The sequence below is a fragment of the Streptomyces sp. NPDC037273 genome, from assembly GCF_055603625.1.
This window is the reverse complement of the sequence record NZ_JBVJVO010000004.1, coordinates 509,256-525,354: the sequence shown is the minus strand read 5'-3', so window position 1 is coordinate 525,354 and position 16,099 is coordinate 509,256. Positions and strand designations below refer to the sequence as shown.

The following is a 16,099-nucleotide window of genomic DNA, read 5'->3' as shown; positions in this document are numbered from 1 at the left end:
CCGAAGTCACGGGTGGCCGGCCCTTTCCGGCCGTCGTCAGCGGAGCGCGGGGCCCTTCGTGCCGATCTCCGCCCAGACCGTCTTGCCCTCGTCCGAGTAGCGCACGCCCCAGTCGTCGGCGAGCGAGGCGCAGATGAGGAGCCCGCGACCGCCCTCGTCGACGGCCTTCGCGTGGCGCAGGTGCGGGGTGGCCTGGCCGGCGTCGCTGACCTCGCAGACGATTCCGTGGCCCTCCTTGAGGAGCCGGAGGGTGACCGGCGCGGCGCCGTAGCGGATGGCGTTGGTGACGAGTTCGCTGGCGACGAGCGTCACGGCGAAGGGGTCGACGGCGAGTCCCCACGCGGCGATGCGTTCCTCGGCGAGCGTCCGGGCCGTGCCGACCGCCTCGAAGTCGAAGGGGATCTCCCAGGCCGCGAGTTCGTCCGCGGACAGCCTCCGGGTCCGGGCGAGCAGCAGGACGCGGTCGGGGGCGAGGAGCCGTTCGACGTCGTCGGCCATCGCCTCCGGGTCGCGGTCGGGGCGGGAGAGCGCGGCCATGATGGCCTCCGTCCTGGCCCCCTCGTCGCCGGGCGCGGGCGCGGAGGCCAGGCAGAGGGTGCTGCCCTCGGGCAGCAGGTGGGTCGCGCAGGCGAACGGCGGGCCTTCGGCGCCGAGCAGCGGTCCGTCCTCCACGGGCCGGTCGTCCACCGATCCGTCGGGCCGTACGACCGCGAGCAGGGAGGTGCCCGCGCGGGCGACGTCGAGCCTGCCGACGGCGGGGTCGTACACAGCGATCGTGCAGCTCGCGGTCGGCTCGTCGGCGCCGGCCCCGGCCGGCTGCTCGCCGGAGAGCCGGCGGGTGAGGGTGTGCAGCCGGGCGAGTACCTCGTGCGGGTCGAGGTCGAGCGTGCTGAGGCTGTGCACGGCGGTCCGCAGTCTGCTCATGGTGGCGACGGCGCTCAGTCCCGGGTTCTCGACCTGTCCGGCGACGAGCGCCACCCGTGCTCCGGGCAGCGGGATGACGTCGTACCAGGATCCGGCGCCGGTGCCGCCGGGGCGGTGCCGCTGGGCGACGTCGACGGCCCGCTGGGTGGCCTCGTGCTGGCGCAGCGGCCAGCTCTGCAGCGCGTACATCACGATGTGCTCGCGCGTGAAGCGCAGCGCGTTCTCCAGGCAGGTCGCCGTGCGGGCGGCGATGGCGTCGGCGAGCGCGAGGTCGTCGCGGCCGTACGGTTCGCGGCCCTCGGCACGGTGGAAGGCGACGGCCCCGAGCACCTGCCCGTGCGCCTTCAGGGGTGCCACGAGGACCGGGCCCGGCTTGCCCGCCCCGCCCTTCGCCGTGGCGGGCAGCAGGGCCGCTTCGGCGGGCAGTGCGTCGCCGAAGATCCCCGGCAGCAGCACCGGTCCGACGTCGGGTACGGGCGGGCCCGCCGCGGTGCGGCCCACGGCGGCGCAGCGCAGCAGCGGGGCCGTGTCGCCGGATTCGAGGGCCGGGTCCTTGCCCCGCAATACGGCGTCGGTGAGCGCGACGACCACCGAGTCCGCGAACCGGGGCACCGTCACATAGACCAGTTCGCGTGCGGTGCGCTCCACGTCGAGACCGGTCCCGATCCGCTCGTGGGCGTCGTGCAGGAGGTCGAGCCGGGCGCGGGCCTGTTCGCGGTCGGTGACGTCGGTACTGGTGACGACCAGGCCGAGCACGTGTCCTTCGCCGTCCTGGAGGCGGTGGACGGAGACGGAGAAGACGAGCGGGCGGTGCGTCGCGGAGAGCGGCCGGCCGACGACCAGGCGGTCGGTGGCCGGGCGGCCGGTGGCGAGGACCTCGCGCAGCACGCTCTCGTCGTACGTCACCCCGAGGGTGGCGTACGCCTCCGCCGCCGGACGGCCGACGATCCGTTCGGCCGGGATGCCGCGCATACCGGCGGCGACCTTGTTCACCTTGATGACGCGCAGGTCCCGGTCCAGTACGTGCAGTCCCACCTCGGCCTGGGTGAAGACGGCTCCCAGGACCGCCTCGCCCCACGGGCTCGCGTCCACCGTGACCAGAGGCCGTTCCGCGTTCAATCGCCCCTCCCGCAGGGATCTCCGGACGTGACCCATGCGGCTCCCGTCCCTCCCCCGAGCCTCCCTCACCCCGCCGCATCCCGCGAACGGACGACACACCTGGGCCGAATACCTTTTCAAGCCGGCCGGAGCGCGGGCGGCCGGACAGGCCGTCAGTGCTGGGCGACGGGGAATCAGGAAGGGCCGGGACGTGGGCACTTCCTGAGGGGTGAGCAAGTTCGGACGTTCTGGGCGCAGCGGCGGAAAACTATTCGTCTGGCTGAATGCCGATCCGATCACAACAGTTCCAAAGTGATCAAGAGCGCAACTATAGTGCCGTCGTTGCGACCCCCCTTCCCCGTCTGCCCGCTCCCGAGAGTCTGGTCGATGCCGGCGTCACCCACCCCCTTCCGCCCTGCCCTGATCGCCTCGCTGCTGACCGCCGCGGCGGGTGGCGCGCTCGCCGCCGCGGCCGTCGCCGCGGCACCCGGCGAGGTCCGCACCCCGCTCGGCTGGTTCGCCGCCTGCGGTGTGCTGCTCCTCTCGGCCTCGGCGTTCGCCGTCACCTGGTACGGGCGGACCTCGCGTCTGCTGAGCCGGCGGGCCGAGGCCCTCACCGCCGAGCTCGCCGCGAAGGCCGCGGAGTTCGGCCGCGTCACGGCCGCCGCCGCACGCGAGGCGGCCGCGCGCGAGGAGCGGCAGGCCACGGAGGCCGCGGCCGCCGAGGCCGCCCACACCGCGCGGACCGAGGACCTCGTCAGGAGCCACGCGGCCGAGACGGCCGCACTGGCCCGGAAGACCGCCGCCGCCACCGAACTCCTCGAAGCCCGGCTGCGCCGCGCCGAGTCCGGCCGGTCCGCCGCCATGGCCGCCGCCGCCAACGCCGCGGGCCGCATGCAGGCACTCGCCACGAGCATGCTCGCCGACCTGCGGGAGATGGAGAACCGGCACGCCGACGAGAACGTCCTCGCCGACCTCCTGCACCTCGACCACCGCACCGCGCAGGCGGGCCGCCTCGCCGACTCCGTCGCCGTGCTCAGCGGCGCCAGGTCCGGCCGCCGCTGGGCCCGCCCGATCGTCATGGAATCGATCCTGCGCGGCGCCATGGGGCGGATCAGCGGCTACCAGCGGGTCAGGCTGCACTCCAGCAGCGAAGCGGCCGTCGCCGGGCACGCGGCCGAGGGCGTCATGCACGCCCTGGCCGAACTCATGGACAACGCGGCGAACTTCTCGCCGCCCACCGCCGAGGTCCACGTCTACGTGGAGGAGGTCCCGGCCGGCGTCATCATCGCCGTCGAGGACAGCGGCCTGGTCATGAGCGACGTCCAGCAGCGCCGCGCGGAGGCCGCCGTCGGCTCCGCCCCGCAGGACCTCGCCGGCCTGTCCGGCACCCGCCTCGGCCTCGCGGTCGTCGGCCGCCTCGCCCGCAAGCACGGCCTCACCGTCTCCTTCCGCCCCTCCGCGCGCGGCGGCACCGGCGCGCTCCTGATGCTCCCGCAGGAGCTGATCAGCCACACTCCCGTGGAGCCGGCCGCCCTCCCCGGCGACCCGCTGCCCCCGGTCTCGGGCCGAGGCGTCGCCACGCCCGCCCCCGCACCGGCCGTCCCCTCCCCCGCGCCGGTCCCCGAGCCCGAGACCACGCACGACAGCGCTGCCGAAAGCACCGGCGAGCACCCGGCGTTCGGCGAGAGCGGCCTCCCCCAGCGCCGACGCGGCCGCGCGATGGCCGCCGCCCACCCCGACGGCCCGGAAGCCGCCGGCCCCGCAGCCGCCGAAGGCCCCCGCACCGGCGCGGCCGCCGGCGCGGCGAGCCGCTTCGGCTCCTTCCGCCGCGCGGTCCGCGGCGCGGCGCCGGCAGCCGACAACGGCGAAGGCGCCGGCCCTGGTGCCGGTGCAGACGCCGGTGCCGGTGCCCTTGCGGAGACACTCGCCGCCACCCCCGTATCCGACGACCGCTCGAACCCCCCGTACCCGGAAGGCACCCCGTCATGACCGGCTCCACCACCGACGAGAAGCTCAGCTGGCTCCTGGAGGGCCTGCTGGAACGGACCCCGGGCTCCCGGCACGCCCTGGTGCTGTCGCGCGACGGGCTCAAGCTGTGCCGCACCCCCGAGCTCTCCGTCGACCAGGCCGACCAGCTGGCGGCGATCGCCGCCGGCATCCAGAGCCTGTCGCACGGCGCCTCGGTGGAGTTCGGCGACGGCACCGGCGGGGTCCGCTCGGCGATCGCCGAGTTCTACGGCGGCATCCTGTTCATCGTGGAGGCCGGCGAGGGAGCCCATCTCGCGGTCGTCGCCGACGAGGACGCCGACGCGGGCCTGGTCGGGCACAACATGTCCGAGCTGGTGGAGCAGCTGGGCGAGCACCTGGTCGCGAGGCCCCGGGGATGAGCCGCGGCAGGCCGGGCCGGGACGACTCCCCCGACCGGCTCTACACCCTGACCGGCGGCCGCAGCCGCGCCGGTTCCGACGCCTTCGACCTGGTGACCCTGGTGGTCTCCGAGAGCGACCCGGTCCCCGGCATGCAGTCCGAGCACGCGGCGATCCTGCGCATGTGCCGTCTCCCCACGGCCGTCGTGGAGGTGGCGGCCGGGCTCGGTCTGCCGGTGTCCATCACGCGGATCCTGCTCGCCGATCTGCACGACACCGGCCGGATCAGCGCCCGGCATCCCCGTGCCGCGTACCGCCTTCCCGATCACGACATCCTGGAGCAGGTGCTCGTTGGACTCCGTAACCTCTGAACAGCGCCGTACCCTGCGCAGCACCGCCGACAACGGGCTGAAGATCGTCGTCACCGGCGGTTTCGGAGTCGGCAAGACCACCCTGGTCCGCTCGGTCAGCGAGATCCGTCCGCTGAACACCGAGGAGACGATGACGCAGGCCGGCGAGGGCGTCGACGACACCGTCGGCGTCGCCGCGAAGTCGGCCACCACGGTCGCCTTCGACTTCGGCCGGATCTCGCTCGACGCCCACAACGTCCTGTACCTGTTCGGGGCGCCCGGCCAGGAGCGGTTCTGGTTCCTGTGGGACCGGCTGTTCTCCGGGACGCTCGGCGCGGTCGTGCTGGTCGACACCCGCCGGCTCGCCGACTCCTGGTACGCCATCGACCGCCTCGAACACCACGGGACGCCGTTCGTCGTCGCCTGCAACGACTTCGGCGGTCCCGAGCACACCCCCGCCCAGATCCGCGGGGCGCTCGACCTCGCCGACGAGGTCCCGCTGGTCTTCTGCGACGCCAGGTCGCGGGAGTCGAGCAAGGAGGTCCTCATCGCGCTCGTCGAGCACCTGCGGACCGTCGTCGCCCCGGCCGAGCGGCCGGTCCCGCAGCCGATCCCGGAGCCCGCCCCGTGACCCTCCCCGAGCACCCGCCCGTCCCGCTGAGCGGGCCGCGGTTCCAGACCGACCCCAACGAGCTGTACCGGCAGATCCGACGCGAGCACGGAGCCGTCGCCCCCGTCGTCCTCGACGGGGACATCCCCGCCTGGCTGGTCCTCGGCTACCGCGAGCTGCACCAGGTCACCAGCGACCCGGTCCTGTTCTCGCGGGACTCCGAGCTGTGGAACCAGTGGGACGCCGTCCCCGCGGACTGGCCTCTGCTGCCCATGATCGGCCGCAAGCAGCCGTCGATCCTCTACACGGTCGGCGAGCGGCACCGCGAGCGCGCGGGGGTCGTCTCCGACGCGCTGGAGGCGATCGACCCCTTCGTCCTGAAGGAACGGGCCGAGCGGTTCGCCGACGAACTCATCGACGCGCTCTGCGGCAAGGGCTCCTGCGACATCATCGCCGAGTACGCGATGCTGCTTCCGGTACGGGTCCTCGCCAGCGTCTACGGCTTCGCCGACGAGCAGGGCCCCGGCCTCGTGACCGCCATGAACGACATGATCAACGGCCAGGAAGGCGCCCTGGAGGGCCAGCGCCATCTCGCCGGTTCCATGGTCGCGCTGCTCGCGGCGAAGGCCGAGGCGCCCGGTGACGACGTGGCCTCCCGGATGCTCGCCAACACCGCCGGATTCACCGTCGAGGAGGTCGCCCAGGACCTCATGGTGATGATGGCCGCCGGCCACCAGCCCACCGCCGACTGGATCGGCAACTCGCTGCGGCTGATGCTCACCGACGACCGCTTCGCCGCCTCGCTGTCCGGCGGCCGGCACAGCGTCGGCGAGGCGATGAACGAGGTGCTGTGGGAGGACACCCCCACCCAGAACGTCGCCGGGCGCTGGGCCTCGCGCGACACGCACCTCGGCGGTCGCCGCGTCGCCGCCGGGGACCTGCTGCTCCTCGGCCTGGCCGCGGCCAACTCGGACCCGCACGTGCGGGCCGACGCGGGCCGGCTCACCGGCGGCAACAACGCCTACCTGTCCTTCGGCCACGGCGAGCACCGCTGCCCCTTCCCCGCCCAGGAGGTCGCCGAGACCATCGCCAGGACCGGGATCGAGGTGCTGCTCGACCGGCTGCCGGACGTGGACCTCGCGGTCGGCGAGGACTCCCTCGCCCGCCGGCCCTCCCCCTGGCTGCGCGGACTCACCGCGCTGCCCGTGACGTACACCCCGACCCCCGCACTTGGAGCACTCGGATGACCTGCCCGCACGCCCACGCCGCCGCGTCCGGCACCGACGCCATCACCCTGGACCCGTTCGTCGCCGACCTCGACGGCGAGAGCGCCCGGCTGCGCGCCGCGGGCCCGCTGGCCCGCGTCGTCCTGCCCGGCGGGGTCGCCTGCTGGGCCGTCACCCACCACGCCGAGGCCCGGCGGCTGCTCACCGACGCCCGGCTCGTCAAGGACATCGACGTCTGGGGCGCCTGGCAGCGCGGCGAGATACCCATGGACTGGCCGCTGATCGGCCTCGCCAACCCCGGCAAGTCGATGCTGACCGTCGACGGCGACGAGCACCGGCGGCTGCGCACCCTGGTCGCGCAGGCGCTGACGGCCCGCCGGGTGGAGCGGCTGCGCGAGGGCATCGAGGCCCTGACCGAGGGCATGCTCGACCGGCTCGCGGACCGCCCGGCCGGCGAAGTCGTGGACCTGAAGGCGGAGTTCGCGTACCCGCTGCCGATGAACGTGGTCAGCGACCTGATGGGCGTCGACGCGGCCGACCACCCCCGGATGAAGGCGCTGTTCGAGAAGTTCTTCTCGACGCAGACCCCGCCCGAGGAGGTGCCGCAGATGATGGCGGACCTGGGCGAGCTGTTCGCGGGGATCGTGGCGGGCAAGGCGGAGAAGCCGGGCGACGACCTGACCAGCGCGCTGATCGAGGCGTCGGAGGGCGGTGACCGGCTCAGCACGGAGGAGATCACCAACACCCTCCAGCTGATGGTGGCGGCCGGGCACGAGACGACGATCAGCCTGATCGTCAACGCGGTGGTGGCCCTGGAGACCCACCCCGAGCAGCGCGCCCTGGTCCTCGCCGGCGAGGTGCCGTGGGCGGACGTGATCGAGGAGACCCTGCGCTGGTCCACGCCCACCTCGCACGTGCTGATCCGGTTCGCCACCGAGGACATCGAGGTCGGCGACCGGGTCCTGCCCAAGGGCGACGCGCTCATCGTCTCCTTCGGCGCGATCGGCCGCGACGAGGAGCAGCACGGGCCGACGGCGGGCGCCTTCGACGTGACCCGTACGCCGAACCGTCACATCTCCTTCGGCCACGGCCCGCACGTCTGCCCGGGCGCCGCGCTCTCCCGCCTGGAGGCGTCGGTGGCGCTTCCCGCGCTGTACGCGCGCTTCCCGGGGCTGCGGCTCGCCGTGCCGCGCGAGGAGCTGCGGAACAAGCCGGTCGTGACGCAGAACGACCTGTTCGAGCTCCCGGTCGTGCTGGCCTGACGGCCACAGGCGCCCGGCAGCGTACCAGCGGGGTTCCCCTCCCGGGCGGAGAACGCCCTACTCTCCGCGCCCGAGCGTGTTCATGCGGTAGTCATGAGCCCGGGAGGGAACACCTTGATCTTCAGCCTGAGCCGCCGCCGGAAGTCCGCCCCCACGAGCGCCGCCTGTCCGTACATGTCCGGACCCGCGTCCGGACCCCTGTCCGGGCCGGCCGAGGCCGGCGCGCCGCCCGGGGCAGTCGCGGTGGACGGCCGGGAGGCCGAGGACTTCGTCCGCCAGTTCCATCGCGAGCAGCCGGGCGCGGACGACGTGGAGCGCAGGGTCCGCGAGGTGCGGGCCGCGATCGAGCGGACCGGCACCTATGAACACACCGCGGAGGAGCTGGCGTTCGGGGCCCGGGTCGCCTGGCGGAACGCGGCCCGCTGCATCGGCAGGCTCTACTGGCGCAGCCTGGTGGTGCGGGACCTGCGGCACGTCACGGCCGCCGACGACATCGCCGCGCACTGCTTCGCGCATCTGCGGCAGGCGGGCAACGGCGGCCGGATCCGGCCGGTGATCTCCGTCTTCGCCCCGGACCGGCCCGGCCGGCCCGGGCCGCGGATCGTCAACGACCAGCTGGTCAGGTACGCGGGGCACCGCGCGCCCGACGGCCGCTGGACGGGCGATCCGCGCGGCGCCGCGCTCTCGGGGCGGGCCGTCGACCTGGGCTGGAAGCGGAACGAGGAACGGTTCCAGGTGCTGCCGCTGATGATCGAGGAGCGTCCGGGCGCGGCGCCCGAGTGGTACGAACTCCCGGACGACGCCGTACGGGAGGTGGCGCTGAGCCATCCCGACCACGCCTGGTTCGCGGACCTGGGGCTGCGCTGGTACGCGGTGCCGGCCATCAGCGACATGGTGCTGGAGATCGGGGGCGTACGGTATCCGGCGGCGCCGTTCAACGGCTGGTACATGGGTACGGAGATAGGCGCGAGGAACCTCGCCGACGCCGAGCGCTACGACCTGCTGCCGGTGGTGGCCGACCGGCTCGGTCTCGACCGGTCGAACGAGCGGACCCTGTGGCGGGACCGGGCGCTGGTCGAGCTCAACGTGGCGGTGCTGCACTCCTTCCAGGAGGCGGGGGTGACGATGGCCGACCATCACACCGAGTCCGAGCGCTTCCTGCTCCACATCGACCGGGAGCGTCGCCTGGGCCGGGCGACGCCCGCCGACTGGAGCTGGATCGTCCCGCCGGTCTCCGGCTCCGCCACCCCGGTCTTCCACCGCTACTACGACCCCGTGGACCCTTCGCTGCGGCCGGCGTTCCTGCCCCGGTCGAGCTGAACTCCCCGGGGGTCAGGCGGTGCCGGAACCCTCCAGGATGCCTTTGAGGGTGCGTTCGTCCCTCGGCATCTCCTTGCGCACGTGGGGGCGGACGACGAGGGGGACGAGGGCCTTGCCGATGCCGTGCCCCTCGAAGTCGAGGGAGAGGGTGAGGCGGGACCGCTCACCGTCGTCGAGTGGTTCGATGCGGCCCTGGACGTCGCCGCGTACCGGACCGTCGATGCCGTGCACGTGCCAGCGGTTCGGCGGGTCCAGTTCGATGACCTGCATGGTGGTGGTGAACTCCCGCTTCCCGAGGCGGCGCGTGACGGCGACCTTCGAGCCGACCCCGAGGGGGGCGTCGCCGATCCTGCGGACCGAGACCGCGCTCTCCTGCCATTCGGGCAGGTGCGTGGGGTCGGTCACGTAGCCGAAGACGTCGGCGGGCTTGCGGGAGATGTCGATGGATTCCGTGATGGCGGCCATGATGCCTTCTTCGGTTGTCGCTTCGTACGAATTGTCCCACTCCGTACGGTTCCCACGCCAGAGGCGGCGCACGTTCTGAGTACCGGTACTCATGCCGGCGCCGGGCCCCGGCGGGACCATGACGCCGACGGCGGTGCACGGGTGCGGAGGGGGCGGCATGCGCAAGGTCGTGGGTGGTCTGGTGGCGGCGGGGCTCGCGGTCGGGGCACTGGTCCTCGCGTACGCGGTGGGCGCGCCGCCCGGCACGGTCCTGGCCGTCGGGGCGGGCGTCCTCGGGCTGCTCTGGCTGCTGTTGCTCCTCACGGCGCCGTGGAACCTGTACTTCCGGGCGCACGCGGTGCTCGCCGAGATCGCGGTGAGCCGCCGCAAGGGGATCGGCGTCCCCGAGGAGCGGGACGCCGAGGCGCGGCGGATCGCCCGGGTGATGCTGCGGGCCGCCGTCGCCGGGCACCTGGCGACCGCCGCCGCCGCGCTCGCGGCCGCCGTGGCGACGGGCCGCGCGGCGGGCTACTGGTGCGCCGGCTTCTTCCTCCTGAGCACGTTCTTCCGCCCGGCGGGGGCGTACTTCGGGCAGCTGAGGCGCAGACTCGGCACCCTGCTCAGGGAAGTGACCTACCCGCGTGACGACGTGGTGGCGCTGCGCGACCGGGTGGCCGCCCTGGAGAGCGGGGCGTCGGTCCTCGGCGGCAAGGCCGAGGAGCAGTACCGCGCGCTGGCCGAGCTGCGCCGCACGACCGACGCGATCGCCCTCTCGGCCCACGAGCGCGCCGACCGCACGGACCGGCGGATCGCCGCCCTGGCCCGGGAGTTCGAGTCGACGGTGGACCGGCTCACCGACAACGAGGAGATCATCACCGGCCTCAAGGCCTTCCTGAGACTGCTGCGCGCCACCGACACGGCGGACGGCTCCGCGGCCTAGAGCCGTCACCCGCTTGCCGGTCCTCAGACTGCGACTAGTGTCGATAGAGAGGCCACAGGTTCTTCCAGGTGCCGAGGCGGCACGGTGAGGGCCAGGGGGGCGGACGAAAGGAGCCTCCCATGACCCGTACATTGCGGGCTGCGATAGCCCTGGCCGGAGTCGCGGCGCTCTCCCTGGGCGCGGTGGCGACCAGCGGCGCGGCCCAGCCGGGCACGGGATCGGCGGCGCAGGACGACGTGCGGATCGGGCTGCTGCTGCCGGAGAGCAAGACGACGCGGTACGAGAAGTTCGACCGGCCCTACATCGAGGCCAAGATCAAGGAGCTGGCCCCCGGGGCCCGTATCGACTACTACAACGCCGCGGAGAGCGCGACGACCCAACAGCAGCAGGTCAACACGGCGCTCGCCAAGGGCGACAAGGTCCTCATCCTGGACGCCGTGGACGCCAAGTCGATCCAGTCGTCGGTGCAGAAGGCCCATGACGCGGGCGTCAAGGTCGTCGCGTACGACCGGCTCGCGCAGGGTCCGGTCGACGCCTATGTCTCGTACGACAACCGCAAGGTCGGCGAGCTCCAGGGCCAGGCGCTCCTCGACGCGCTGGGCGACAAGGCCGACAGCGGCGAGATCGTGATGCACAACGGCTCGCCGACCGACCCGAACGCGGCGGAGTTCAAGGCCGGCGCGCACTCGGTCCTCGACGGCAAGGTGAAGATCGGCAAGGAGTACGACACGCCGAACTGGGACCCGAACAACGCCAACCAGCAGATGTCCGGCGCGATCAGCGCCCTGGGCAAGGACAAGATCGTCGGCGTCTACTCGGCGAACGACGGCCTGGCCGCGGGCATCGCGACCGCTCTCAAGGCGGCCGGCATGAACGTGCCGCTGACCGGTCAGGACGCCCAGCTCGACGCGATCCAGCGGATCCTGCTCGGCACCCAGACCATCACGGTCGAGAAGCCGTACAAGCCGGAGGCCGACATCGCCGCGACGATGGCCGTCAACCTGGCCGAGGGCAAGCCGCTCCCGTCCGACCTGACGCCCACCACCGTCACCAGCGGCAGTGACCAGAAGGTCCCGGCGAACCTGCTGACCCCGGTCGTGGTCGACAAGACCAACATCAAGGACACCGTCGTCAAGGACGGCCTCTACACGGTCAAGGAGATCTGCACTCCGACGTACGCGGCGGCCTGCAAGGCGGCCGGTCTCGAATAACGACAAGCGCCCGGCGCGCAGGGCTGGTTGAGGAGGCGGTTCCCTTGCCGGAGCCACCCGTGCTCACACTGCGGGGGATCTCCAAACGGTTCGGCGCGGTCCAGGCGCTGAAAGGGTTCGATCTCGAGGTGCACTCCGGCGAGGTCGTGGCGCTCGTCGGCGACAACGGCGCCGGCAAGTCCACCGCCGTCAAGGCGATCGCCGGAGTGAACCCGCCCGACGAGGGCGTCATCACCTGGGAGGGGCGGCCGGTCTCCATCAACCGGCCGCATGACGCCCAGAACCTGGGCATCGCCACCGTCTACCAGGACCTGGCGCTGTGCGACAACCTCGACGTGGTCGCCAATCTGTTCCTCGGACGCGAACTGCGGCGCTTCGGCGTCCTGGACGAGGTCCGCATGGACCAGCGGGCCCATGACCTCCTGGACACGCTGTCGATCCGCATCCCGAGCGTCCGCATCCCCGTGGCCTCCCTCTCGGGCGGCCAGCGGCAGACGGTGGCGATCGCCCGCTCGCTGATCGGCTCGCCGAAGGTCGTCATCCTCGACGAGCCGACCGCCGCGCTCGGCGTGGAGCAGACCGCCGAGGTCCTCGACCTGGTGGAGCGGCTCCGCGACCAGGGGCTCGGGACGATCCTGATCAGCCACAACATGGTGGACGTGATGGCCGTCGCGGACCGGATCGCCGTGATGCGCCTGGGCCGGAACAACGGCTTCTTCGACAAGCGGTCCACGACCACCGAGGAGATCATCTCCGCCATCACCGGGGCCACCGACAGCGCCGTCACCCGCCGCCAGGCCCGCAAGCGGGAGGAGGAGCGATGAGCCGCGACCGCCGTGGCCCGGGTCCCGAGGACGTCACCCAGGAACCGGCGCGCGGTGCGCTGCCGGCCGTCGACACCCGGCTCCTCGTCCGCGAGGAGGGCCTGAAGGGGTACGTGGGCGAGTTCCGGCGCAAGATGCGCAGCGGCGAGCTGGGTTCGCTGCCCGTGGTGCTCGCCGTGATCATCATCTGGACGGTGTTCGGCAGTCTGGACAGCACGTTCCTTTCGGCGCAGAACCTGTCCGACCTGAGCCAGCAGATCGTCGGCACCGGGATGATCGCCGTCGGCATCGTGTTCGTCCTGCTGCTCGGCGAGATCGACCTGTCGGTCGGTTCGGTGAGCGGTCTGTGTGCCGCGATCTTCGCCGTGCTGAACGTGCTGAACGGCATGAACGAGTGGCTGGCGCTGCTGATCGCCGTGGCGGGCGGAGCGGCGGTCGGCCTCATCCACGGGTTCTTCTTCGCGAAGGTGGGCGTGCCGGCGTTCGTGGTCACTTTGGCGGGCAATCTCGCCTGGAACGGTCTGATGCTCCAGGTGCTCGGCACGAGCGGCACGGTCAACATCCCGGGCGAGAGCATCGTCTCCCGGCTGTACTCGACGATCTATCACAGCCCGGCGGCCGCCTATGTGACGGCGGCGGTCGGGGTCGGTCTCTTCCTCGCGGCCTCGCTGCTCGACGCGCGGCGGCGGCGCGCGGCCCGGGTGCCGTCGCGGCCGGTCGCCGAGATCCTGTTGCGTACGGCGGTGCTCGCCGCGATCGCGTTCGTCGCCGCGTACATCCTCAACCGCTACCAGGGGCTGCCGCTGGCCCTGCTCGTGTTCCTGGTCCTGCTGGTGGTCCTGGACTTCGTGCTGCGGCGCACCACGTACGGCCGGCGGATCTTCGCGGTGGGCGGCAACATCGAGGGCGCGCGCAGGGCCGGCATCAGCGTGCCGTTCGTACGGATGTCGGTGTTCTCGATCTCCGGGACGATGGCGGCGGTGGGCGGCATCTTCCTCGCCGGGCAGATCCAGTCGGCGAGCCAGACCTCCGGCGGCGGCAACCTCCTGATGAACGTCATCGCGGCGGCCGTCATCGGCGGCACCAGCCTGTTCGGCGGGCGCGGTTCGGTGTGGTCGGCGCTGCTCGGCGCGTTGGTCATCGGCTCGATCCAGTCGGGTATGAACATCATGGGTGTGAGCAATGCCGTTCAGTTCATGATCACCGGTTCGGTGCTCCTCGCTGCCGTGGTCGTCGACTCGCTGTCCCGGCGCACCCAGAAGGCCGCGGGCCGCGCCTGATCCCGGGCGCGGGGAAGGAGAGGGCGATGGAGGAGAGCCGGAGGGACGGGGACGCAAGTTCGGACGGGCGGGACGAGACCGAGGAGGAGCGGGCCGACCGGCGCTGGCAGGAGCTCATCCAGGAGATCCGGGTGGCGCAGACCGGCGTCCAGATCCTGCTCGGCTTCCTGCTCACCGTGGTCTTCACCCCGCTCTTCCAGGGGCTCGAACAGACCGACAAGACGATCTACGTGATCACGGTCCTCCTCGGGTCCCTCGCGACGGGCGCACTCATCGGCCCCGTCGCCTTCCACCGGGTCGTCTCGGGCCGGCGGATCAAGCCGCAGGCGGTCGTCTGGGCCTCGCGGCTGACCTTCACCGGGCTGATCCTGCTCCTGGCGACCCTGACGACCGCCCTCCTCCTCGTGCTCCGGGTGGTCACGCACGACCGCTACGTGCCGTGGCTCGTCTCCGGGGTCCTCGCCTGGTACCTGCTCTGCTGGTTCGCGCTCCCGCTGTGGGTGCGGCTGCGCTACACCGACGGGGACTGAGGCCGGCCGCCGGTCAGGGGCGGTCCCCGTCGGCGGAGCCGGGGCCGATGGTGAGCTCGAAGTCGCCGTCGTACTTCTCGTGGCCGGCGATCACGGCGCCTTCGACGGCTTCCCGGCCGACCTCGTCCCGGACGATCAGCGGGTCCTCGCGCAGGTCGCGCATGAGGGCCACGCACATGCCGATCATGACGAGCACGAAGGGCGCGGCCACCAGGATGGTGAGGTTCTGGAGGCCCGCCAGGGCGTCGCCCTTGCCGTCGCCGATGAGCAGCATGACGGCGGCGACGGCGCCGGTGACGACGCCCCAGAAGACGACGACGAGCCGGGTGGGTTCGAAGGAGCCGCGCTGGGAGAGCGTGCCCATGACGATCGAGGCGGCGTCGGCGCCCGACACGAAGAAGATGCCCACCAGGATCATCACGAGCAGGCTGGTGGCACCGGCGATCGGGAACTCCTGGAGCACTCCGAAGAGCTGCCCCTCCGGGGTGGTCTCGCCCGCCAGCTCGCCCTGTTCGCGCAGCTTCATCGCCGTGCCGCCGAACACGGCGAACCAGACGAGGCTGACGGTGCTGGGGACCAGGATGACGCCGCCGATGAACTGGCGGATGGTCCGGCCCTTGCTGATGCGGGCGATGAACATGCCGACGAAGGGCGTCCAGGAGATCCACCAGGCCCAGTAGAAGACGGTCCAGCTGCCCAGCCAGTCGTGGATGTCGGCGCCGCTGGTCGCTTCCGTGCGGCCGGCGAGCTGCGGCAGGTCGCCGAGGTAGGCGGCGAGGGAGGTGGGCAGCAGGTCGAGCACGATGACGGTCGGGCCCGCGACGAACACGAAGACGGCGAGCAGGGCCGCAAGCACCATGTTGGTGTTGGAGAGCCACTGGATGCCCTTCTCCACCCCCGAGACGGCGGAGAGCACGAAGGCGACGGTCAGGACGGCGATGACGGCGACGAGGAGCCCGGTGCCGGTCTTCTCCAGCCATCCGAGCTCTTCGAAGCCGCTGCCGATCTGGAGCGCGCCGAGGCCGAGCGAGGCGGCGGAGCCGAACAGGGTCGCGAAGATGGCGAGGATGTCGATGACCCGCCCGGGCCCGCCGTACGCGCGCCGCTCGCCGAGCAGCGGGACGAAGACGGCGCTGACGGTCTGCCGCCGGCGGCGCCGGAACGTCGAGTACGCGATGGCGAGGCCGACCACGGCGTAGATCGCCCAGGGATGGAGCGTCCAGTGGAAGAGGGTGGTGGCCATCGCCGTCTCCATCCGCTCCGCGGAGTCGGCGGGCCGGGTGCCGGGCGGTGGGGTGCCGTAGTGCGCCAGGGGCTCGCTCACTCCGTAGAACATCAGGCCGATGCCCATACCGGCGCTGAACATCATGGCGATCCATGACACCGTCCGGAACTCGGGGCGCTCGCCCTCCCGTCCCAGGGTGATCCGGCCGTAGCGGCTGACGGCCAGCCACAGGGCGAAGACCACGAAGCCGGACGCGACCAGCATGAACGCCCAGCCGCCGTTGCGGATCAGACCGTCGAGCAGCTTGCTCGACGTGCTCTCCAGGCTGTCCGTGGCGGTGGCGCCCCAGACGACGAAGGCGACGGTGAGGACGGCGGTGACGCCGAACACGACCCGGTCGGTACGCGCGCGGTGGCCGTCGGGTTCCGGTTCTTCCTTCGACACGAAAGGCACCTTTCACGGCATGGGTAACAAATGTGACGATGT

The 16,099-nt window shown here is 72.4% G+C and carries 15 protein-coding genes; 12 read left to right on the top strand and 3 right to left on the bottom strand.

Annotation, left to right across the window (positions count from 1 at the left end; translation table 11 throughout):
- Positions 1 to 36: 36 nt before the first annotated feature.
- Complete coding sequence (locus ACZ7G1_RS14530; protein ID WP_470879696.1) at positions 37 to 2,043, bottom strand: SpoIIE family protein phosphatase; 2,007 nt, start codon at positions 2,041 to 2,043, stop codon at positions 37 to 39.
- A 366-nt stretch (positions 2,044 to 2,409) separates the two neighbouring features.
- Here ACZ7G1_RS14530 and ACZ7G1_RS14525 point away from each other — a divergent pair, with 366 nt between their 5' ends.
- From ACZ7G1_RS14525 to ACZ7G1_RS14495, 7 genes are all read left to right on the top strand, one after another.
- Positions 2,410 to 4,014 (top strand): sensor histidine kinase, encoded by a 1,605-nt coding sequence (locus ACZ7G1_RS14525; RefSeq protein ID WP_470879694.1) that lies wholly within the window; start codon positions 2,410 to 2,412, stop codon positions 4,012 to 4,014.
- The gene (locus ACZ7G1_RS14520; RefSeq protein ID WP_470879692.1) at positions 4,011 to 4,412 is read left to right on the top strand and encodes a roadblock/LC7 domain-containing protein; all 402 of its coding nucleotides are present in this window, start codon (positions 4,011 to 4,013) and stop codon (positions 4,410 to 4,412) included. The genes ACZ7G1_RS14525 and ACZ7G1_RS14520 overlap by 4 nt, the downstream gene beginning before the upstream one ends.
- Positions 4,409 to 4,762 (top strand): DUF742 domain-containing protein, encoded by a 354-nt coding sequence (locus ACZ7G1_RS14515; protein ID WP_470879690.1) that lies wholly within the window; start codon positions 4,409 to 4,411, stop codon positions 4,760 to 4,762. The genes ACZ7G1_RS14520 and ACZ7G1_RS14515 overlap by 4 nt, the downstream gene beginning before the upstream one ends.
- The gene (locus ACZ7G1_RS14510; protein ID WP_470879688.1) at positions 4,743 to 5,372 is read left to right on the top strand and encodes a GTP-binding protein; all 630 of its coding nucleotides are present in this window, start codon (positions 4,743 to 4,745) and stop codon (positions 5,370 to 5,372) included. The genes ACZ7G1_RS14515 and ACZ7G1_RS14510 overlap by 20 nt, the downstream gene beginning before the upstream one ends.
- Entirely contained in the window at positions 5,369 to 6,598 is a 1,230-nt protein-coding gene (locus tag ACZ7G1_RS14505) for a cytochrome P450 (RefSeq protein ID WP_470879686.1), read from the top strand. Before ACZ7G1_RS14510 ends, ACZ7G1_RS14505 begins: the two co-directional genes overlap by 4 nt.
- Positions 6,595 to 7,839: a cytochrome P450 family protein gene (locus tag ACZ7G1_RS14500; RefSeq protein ID WP_470879684.1), complete on the top strand. Its 1,245-nt coding sequence runs from the start codon at positions 6,595 to 6,597 to the stop codon at positions 7,837 to 7,839. Before ACZ7G1_RS14505 ends, ACZ7G1_RS14500 begins: the two co-directional genes overlap by 4 nt.
- A gap of 93 nt (positions 7,840 to 7,932) precedes the next feature.
- Positions 7,933 to 9,159: a nitric oxide synthase oxygenase gene (locus ACZ7G1_RS14495; RefSeq protein WP_470879682.1), complete on the top strand. Its 1,227-nt coding sequence runs from the start codon at positions 7,933 to 7,935 to the stop codon at positions 9,157 to 9,159.
- 12 nt (positions 9,160 to 9,171) lie between these two features.
- Here the strand turns inward: ACZ7G1_RS14495 and ACZ7G1_RS14490 are convergent, their stop codons facing one another.
- Positions 9,172 to 9,624: an SRPBCC family protein gene (locus ACZ7G1_RS14490; RefSeq protein WP_470879680.1), complete on the bottom strand. Its 453-nt coding sequence runs from the start codon at positions 9,622 to 9,624 to the stop codon at positions 9,172 to 9,174.
- 157 nt (positions 9,625 to 9,781) lie between these two features.
- On the opposite strand from ACZ7G1_RS14490, the gene ACZ7G1_RS14485 reads away from it, so the two are divergent.
- The 5 genes from ACZ7G1_RS14485 to ACZ7G1_RS14465 all read left to right on the top strand — a co-directional run bounded on the left by ACZ7G1_RS14485 (position 9,782) and on the right by ACZ7G1_RS14465 (position 14,388).
- Positions 9,782 to 10,543 carry a hypothetical protein gene (locus ACZ7G1_RS14485; protein WP_470879678.1) on the top strand — a complete coding sequence of 254 codons (762 nt, stop codon included), beginning with the start codon at positions 9,782 to 9,784 and terminating at the stop codon, positions 10,541 to 10,543.
- Between the two features lie 119 nt (positions 10,544 to 10,662).
- A complete protein-coding gene (locus ACZ7G1_RS14480; protein WP_470879676.1) occupies positions 10,663 to 11,754 on the top strand; it encodes a substrate-binding domain-containing protein in 1,092 nt (363 codons plus the stop codon).
- A 44-nt stretch (positions 11,755 to 11,798) separates the two neighbouring features.
- The gene (locus ACZ7G1_RS14475; protein ID WP_470879674.1) at positions 11,799 to 12,578 is read left to right on the top strand and encodes an ATP-binding cassette domain-containing protein; all 780 of its coding nucleotides are present in this window, start codon (positions 11,799 to 11,801) and stop codon (positions 12,576 to 12,578) included.
- On the top strand, positions 12,575 to 13,858 hold the full coding sequence (locus ACZ7G1_RS14470; protein ID WP_470879672.1) for a sugar ABC transporter permease: 1,284 nt from the start codon (positions 12,575 to 12,577) through the stop codon (positions 13,856 to 13,858). Before ACZ7G1_RS14475 ends, ACZ7G1_RS14470 begins: the two co-directional genes overlap by 4 nt.
- Positions 13,859 to 13,884: 26 nt before the next feature.
- Positions 13,885 to 14,388 (top strand): DUF6328 family protein, encoded by a 504-nt coding sequence (locus ACZ7G1_RS14465; RefSeq protein ID WP_470879671.1) that lies wholly within the window; start codon positions 13,885 to 13,887, stop codon positions 14,386 to 14,388.
- Between the two features lie 13 nt (positions 14,389 to 14,401).
- Here the strand turns inward: ACZ7G1_RS14465 and ACZ7G1_RS14460 are convergent, their stop codons facing one another.
- Entirely contained in the window at positions 14,402 to 16,057 is a 1,656-nt protein-coding gene (locus ACZ7G1_RS14460) for a BCCT family transporter (RefSeq protein WP_470879669.1), read from the bottom strand.
- Positions 16,058 to 16,099: the final 42 nt, after the last annotated feature.

What these genes read in the sequence shown, in the direction of transcription:
- ACZ7G1_RS14525 (WP_470879694.1), top strand. Translation starts at nt 2,410, where the DNA reads ATGCCGGCGTCACCCACCCCCTTCCGCCCTGCCCTGATCGCCTCGCTG.
- ACZ7G1_RS14520 (WP_470879692.1), top strand. Translation starts at nt 4,011, where the DNA reads ATGACCGGCTCCACCACCGACGAGAAGCTCAGCTGGCTCCTGGAGGGC.
- ACZ7G1_RS14515 (WP_470879690.1), top strand. Translation starts at nt 4,409, where the DNA reads ATGAGCCGCGGCAGGCCGGGCCGGGACGACTCCCCCGACCGGCTCTAC.
- ACZ7G1_RS14500 (WP_470879684.1), top strand. Translation starts at nt 6,595, where the DNA reads ATGACCTGCCCGCACGCCCACGCCGCCGCGTCCGGCACCGACGCCATC.
- ACZ7G1_RS14495 (WP_470879682.1), top strand. Translation starts at nt 7,933, where the DNA reads ATGAGCCCGGGAGGGAACACCTTGATCTTCAGCCTGAGCCGCCGCCGG.
- ACZ7G1_RS14490 (WP_470879680.1), bottom strand. Translation starts at nt 9,624, where the DNA reads ATGGCCGCCATCACGGAATCCATCGACATCTCCCGCAAGCCCGCCGAC.
- ACZ7G1_RS14485 (WP_470879678.1), top strand. Translation starts at nt 9,782, where the DNA reads ATGCGCAAGGTCGTGGGTGGTCTGGTGGCGGCGGGGCTCGCGGTCGGG.
- ACZ7G1_RS14480 (WP_470879676.1), top strand. Translation starts at nt 10,663, where the DNA reads ATGACCCGTACATTGCGGGCTGCGATAGCCCTGGCCGGAGTCGCGGCG.
- ACZ7G1_RS14470 (WP_470879672.1), top strand. Translation starts at nt 12,575, where the DNA reads ATGAGCCGCGACCGCCGTGGCCCGGGTCCCGAGGACGTCACCCAGGAA.
- ACZ7G1_RS14465 (WP_470879671.1), top strand. Translation starts at nt 13,885, where the DNA reads ATGGAGGAGAGCCGGAGGGACGGGGACGCAAGTTCGGACGGGCGGGAC.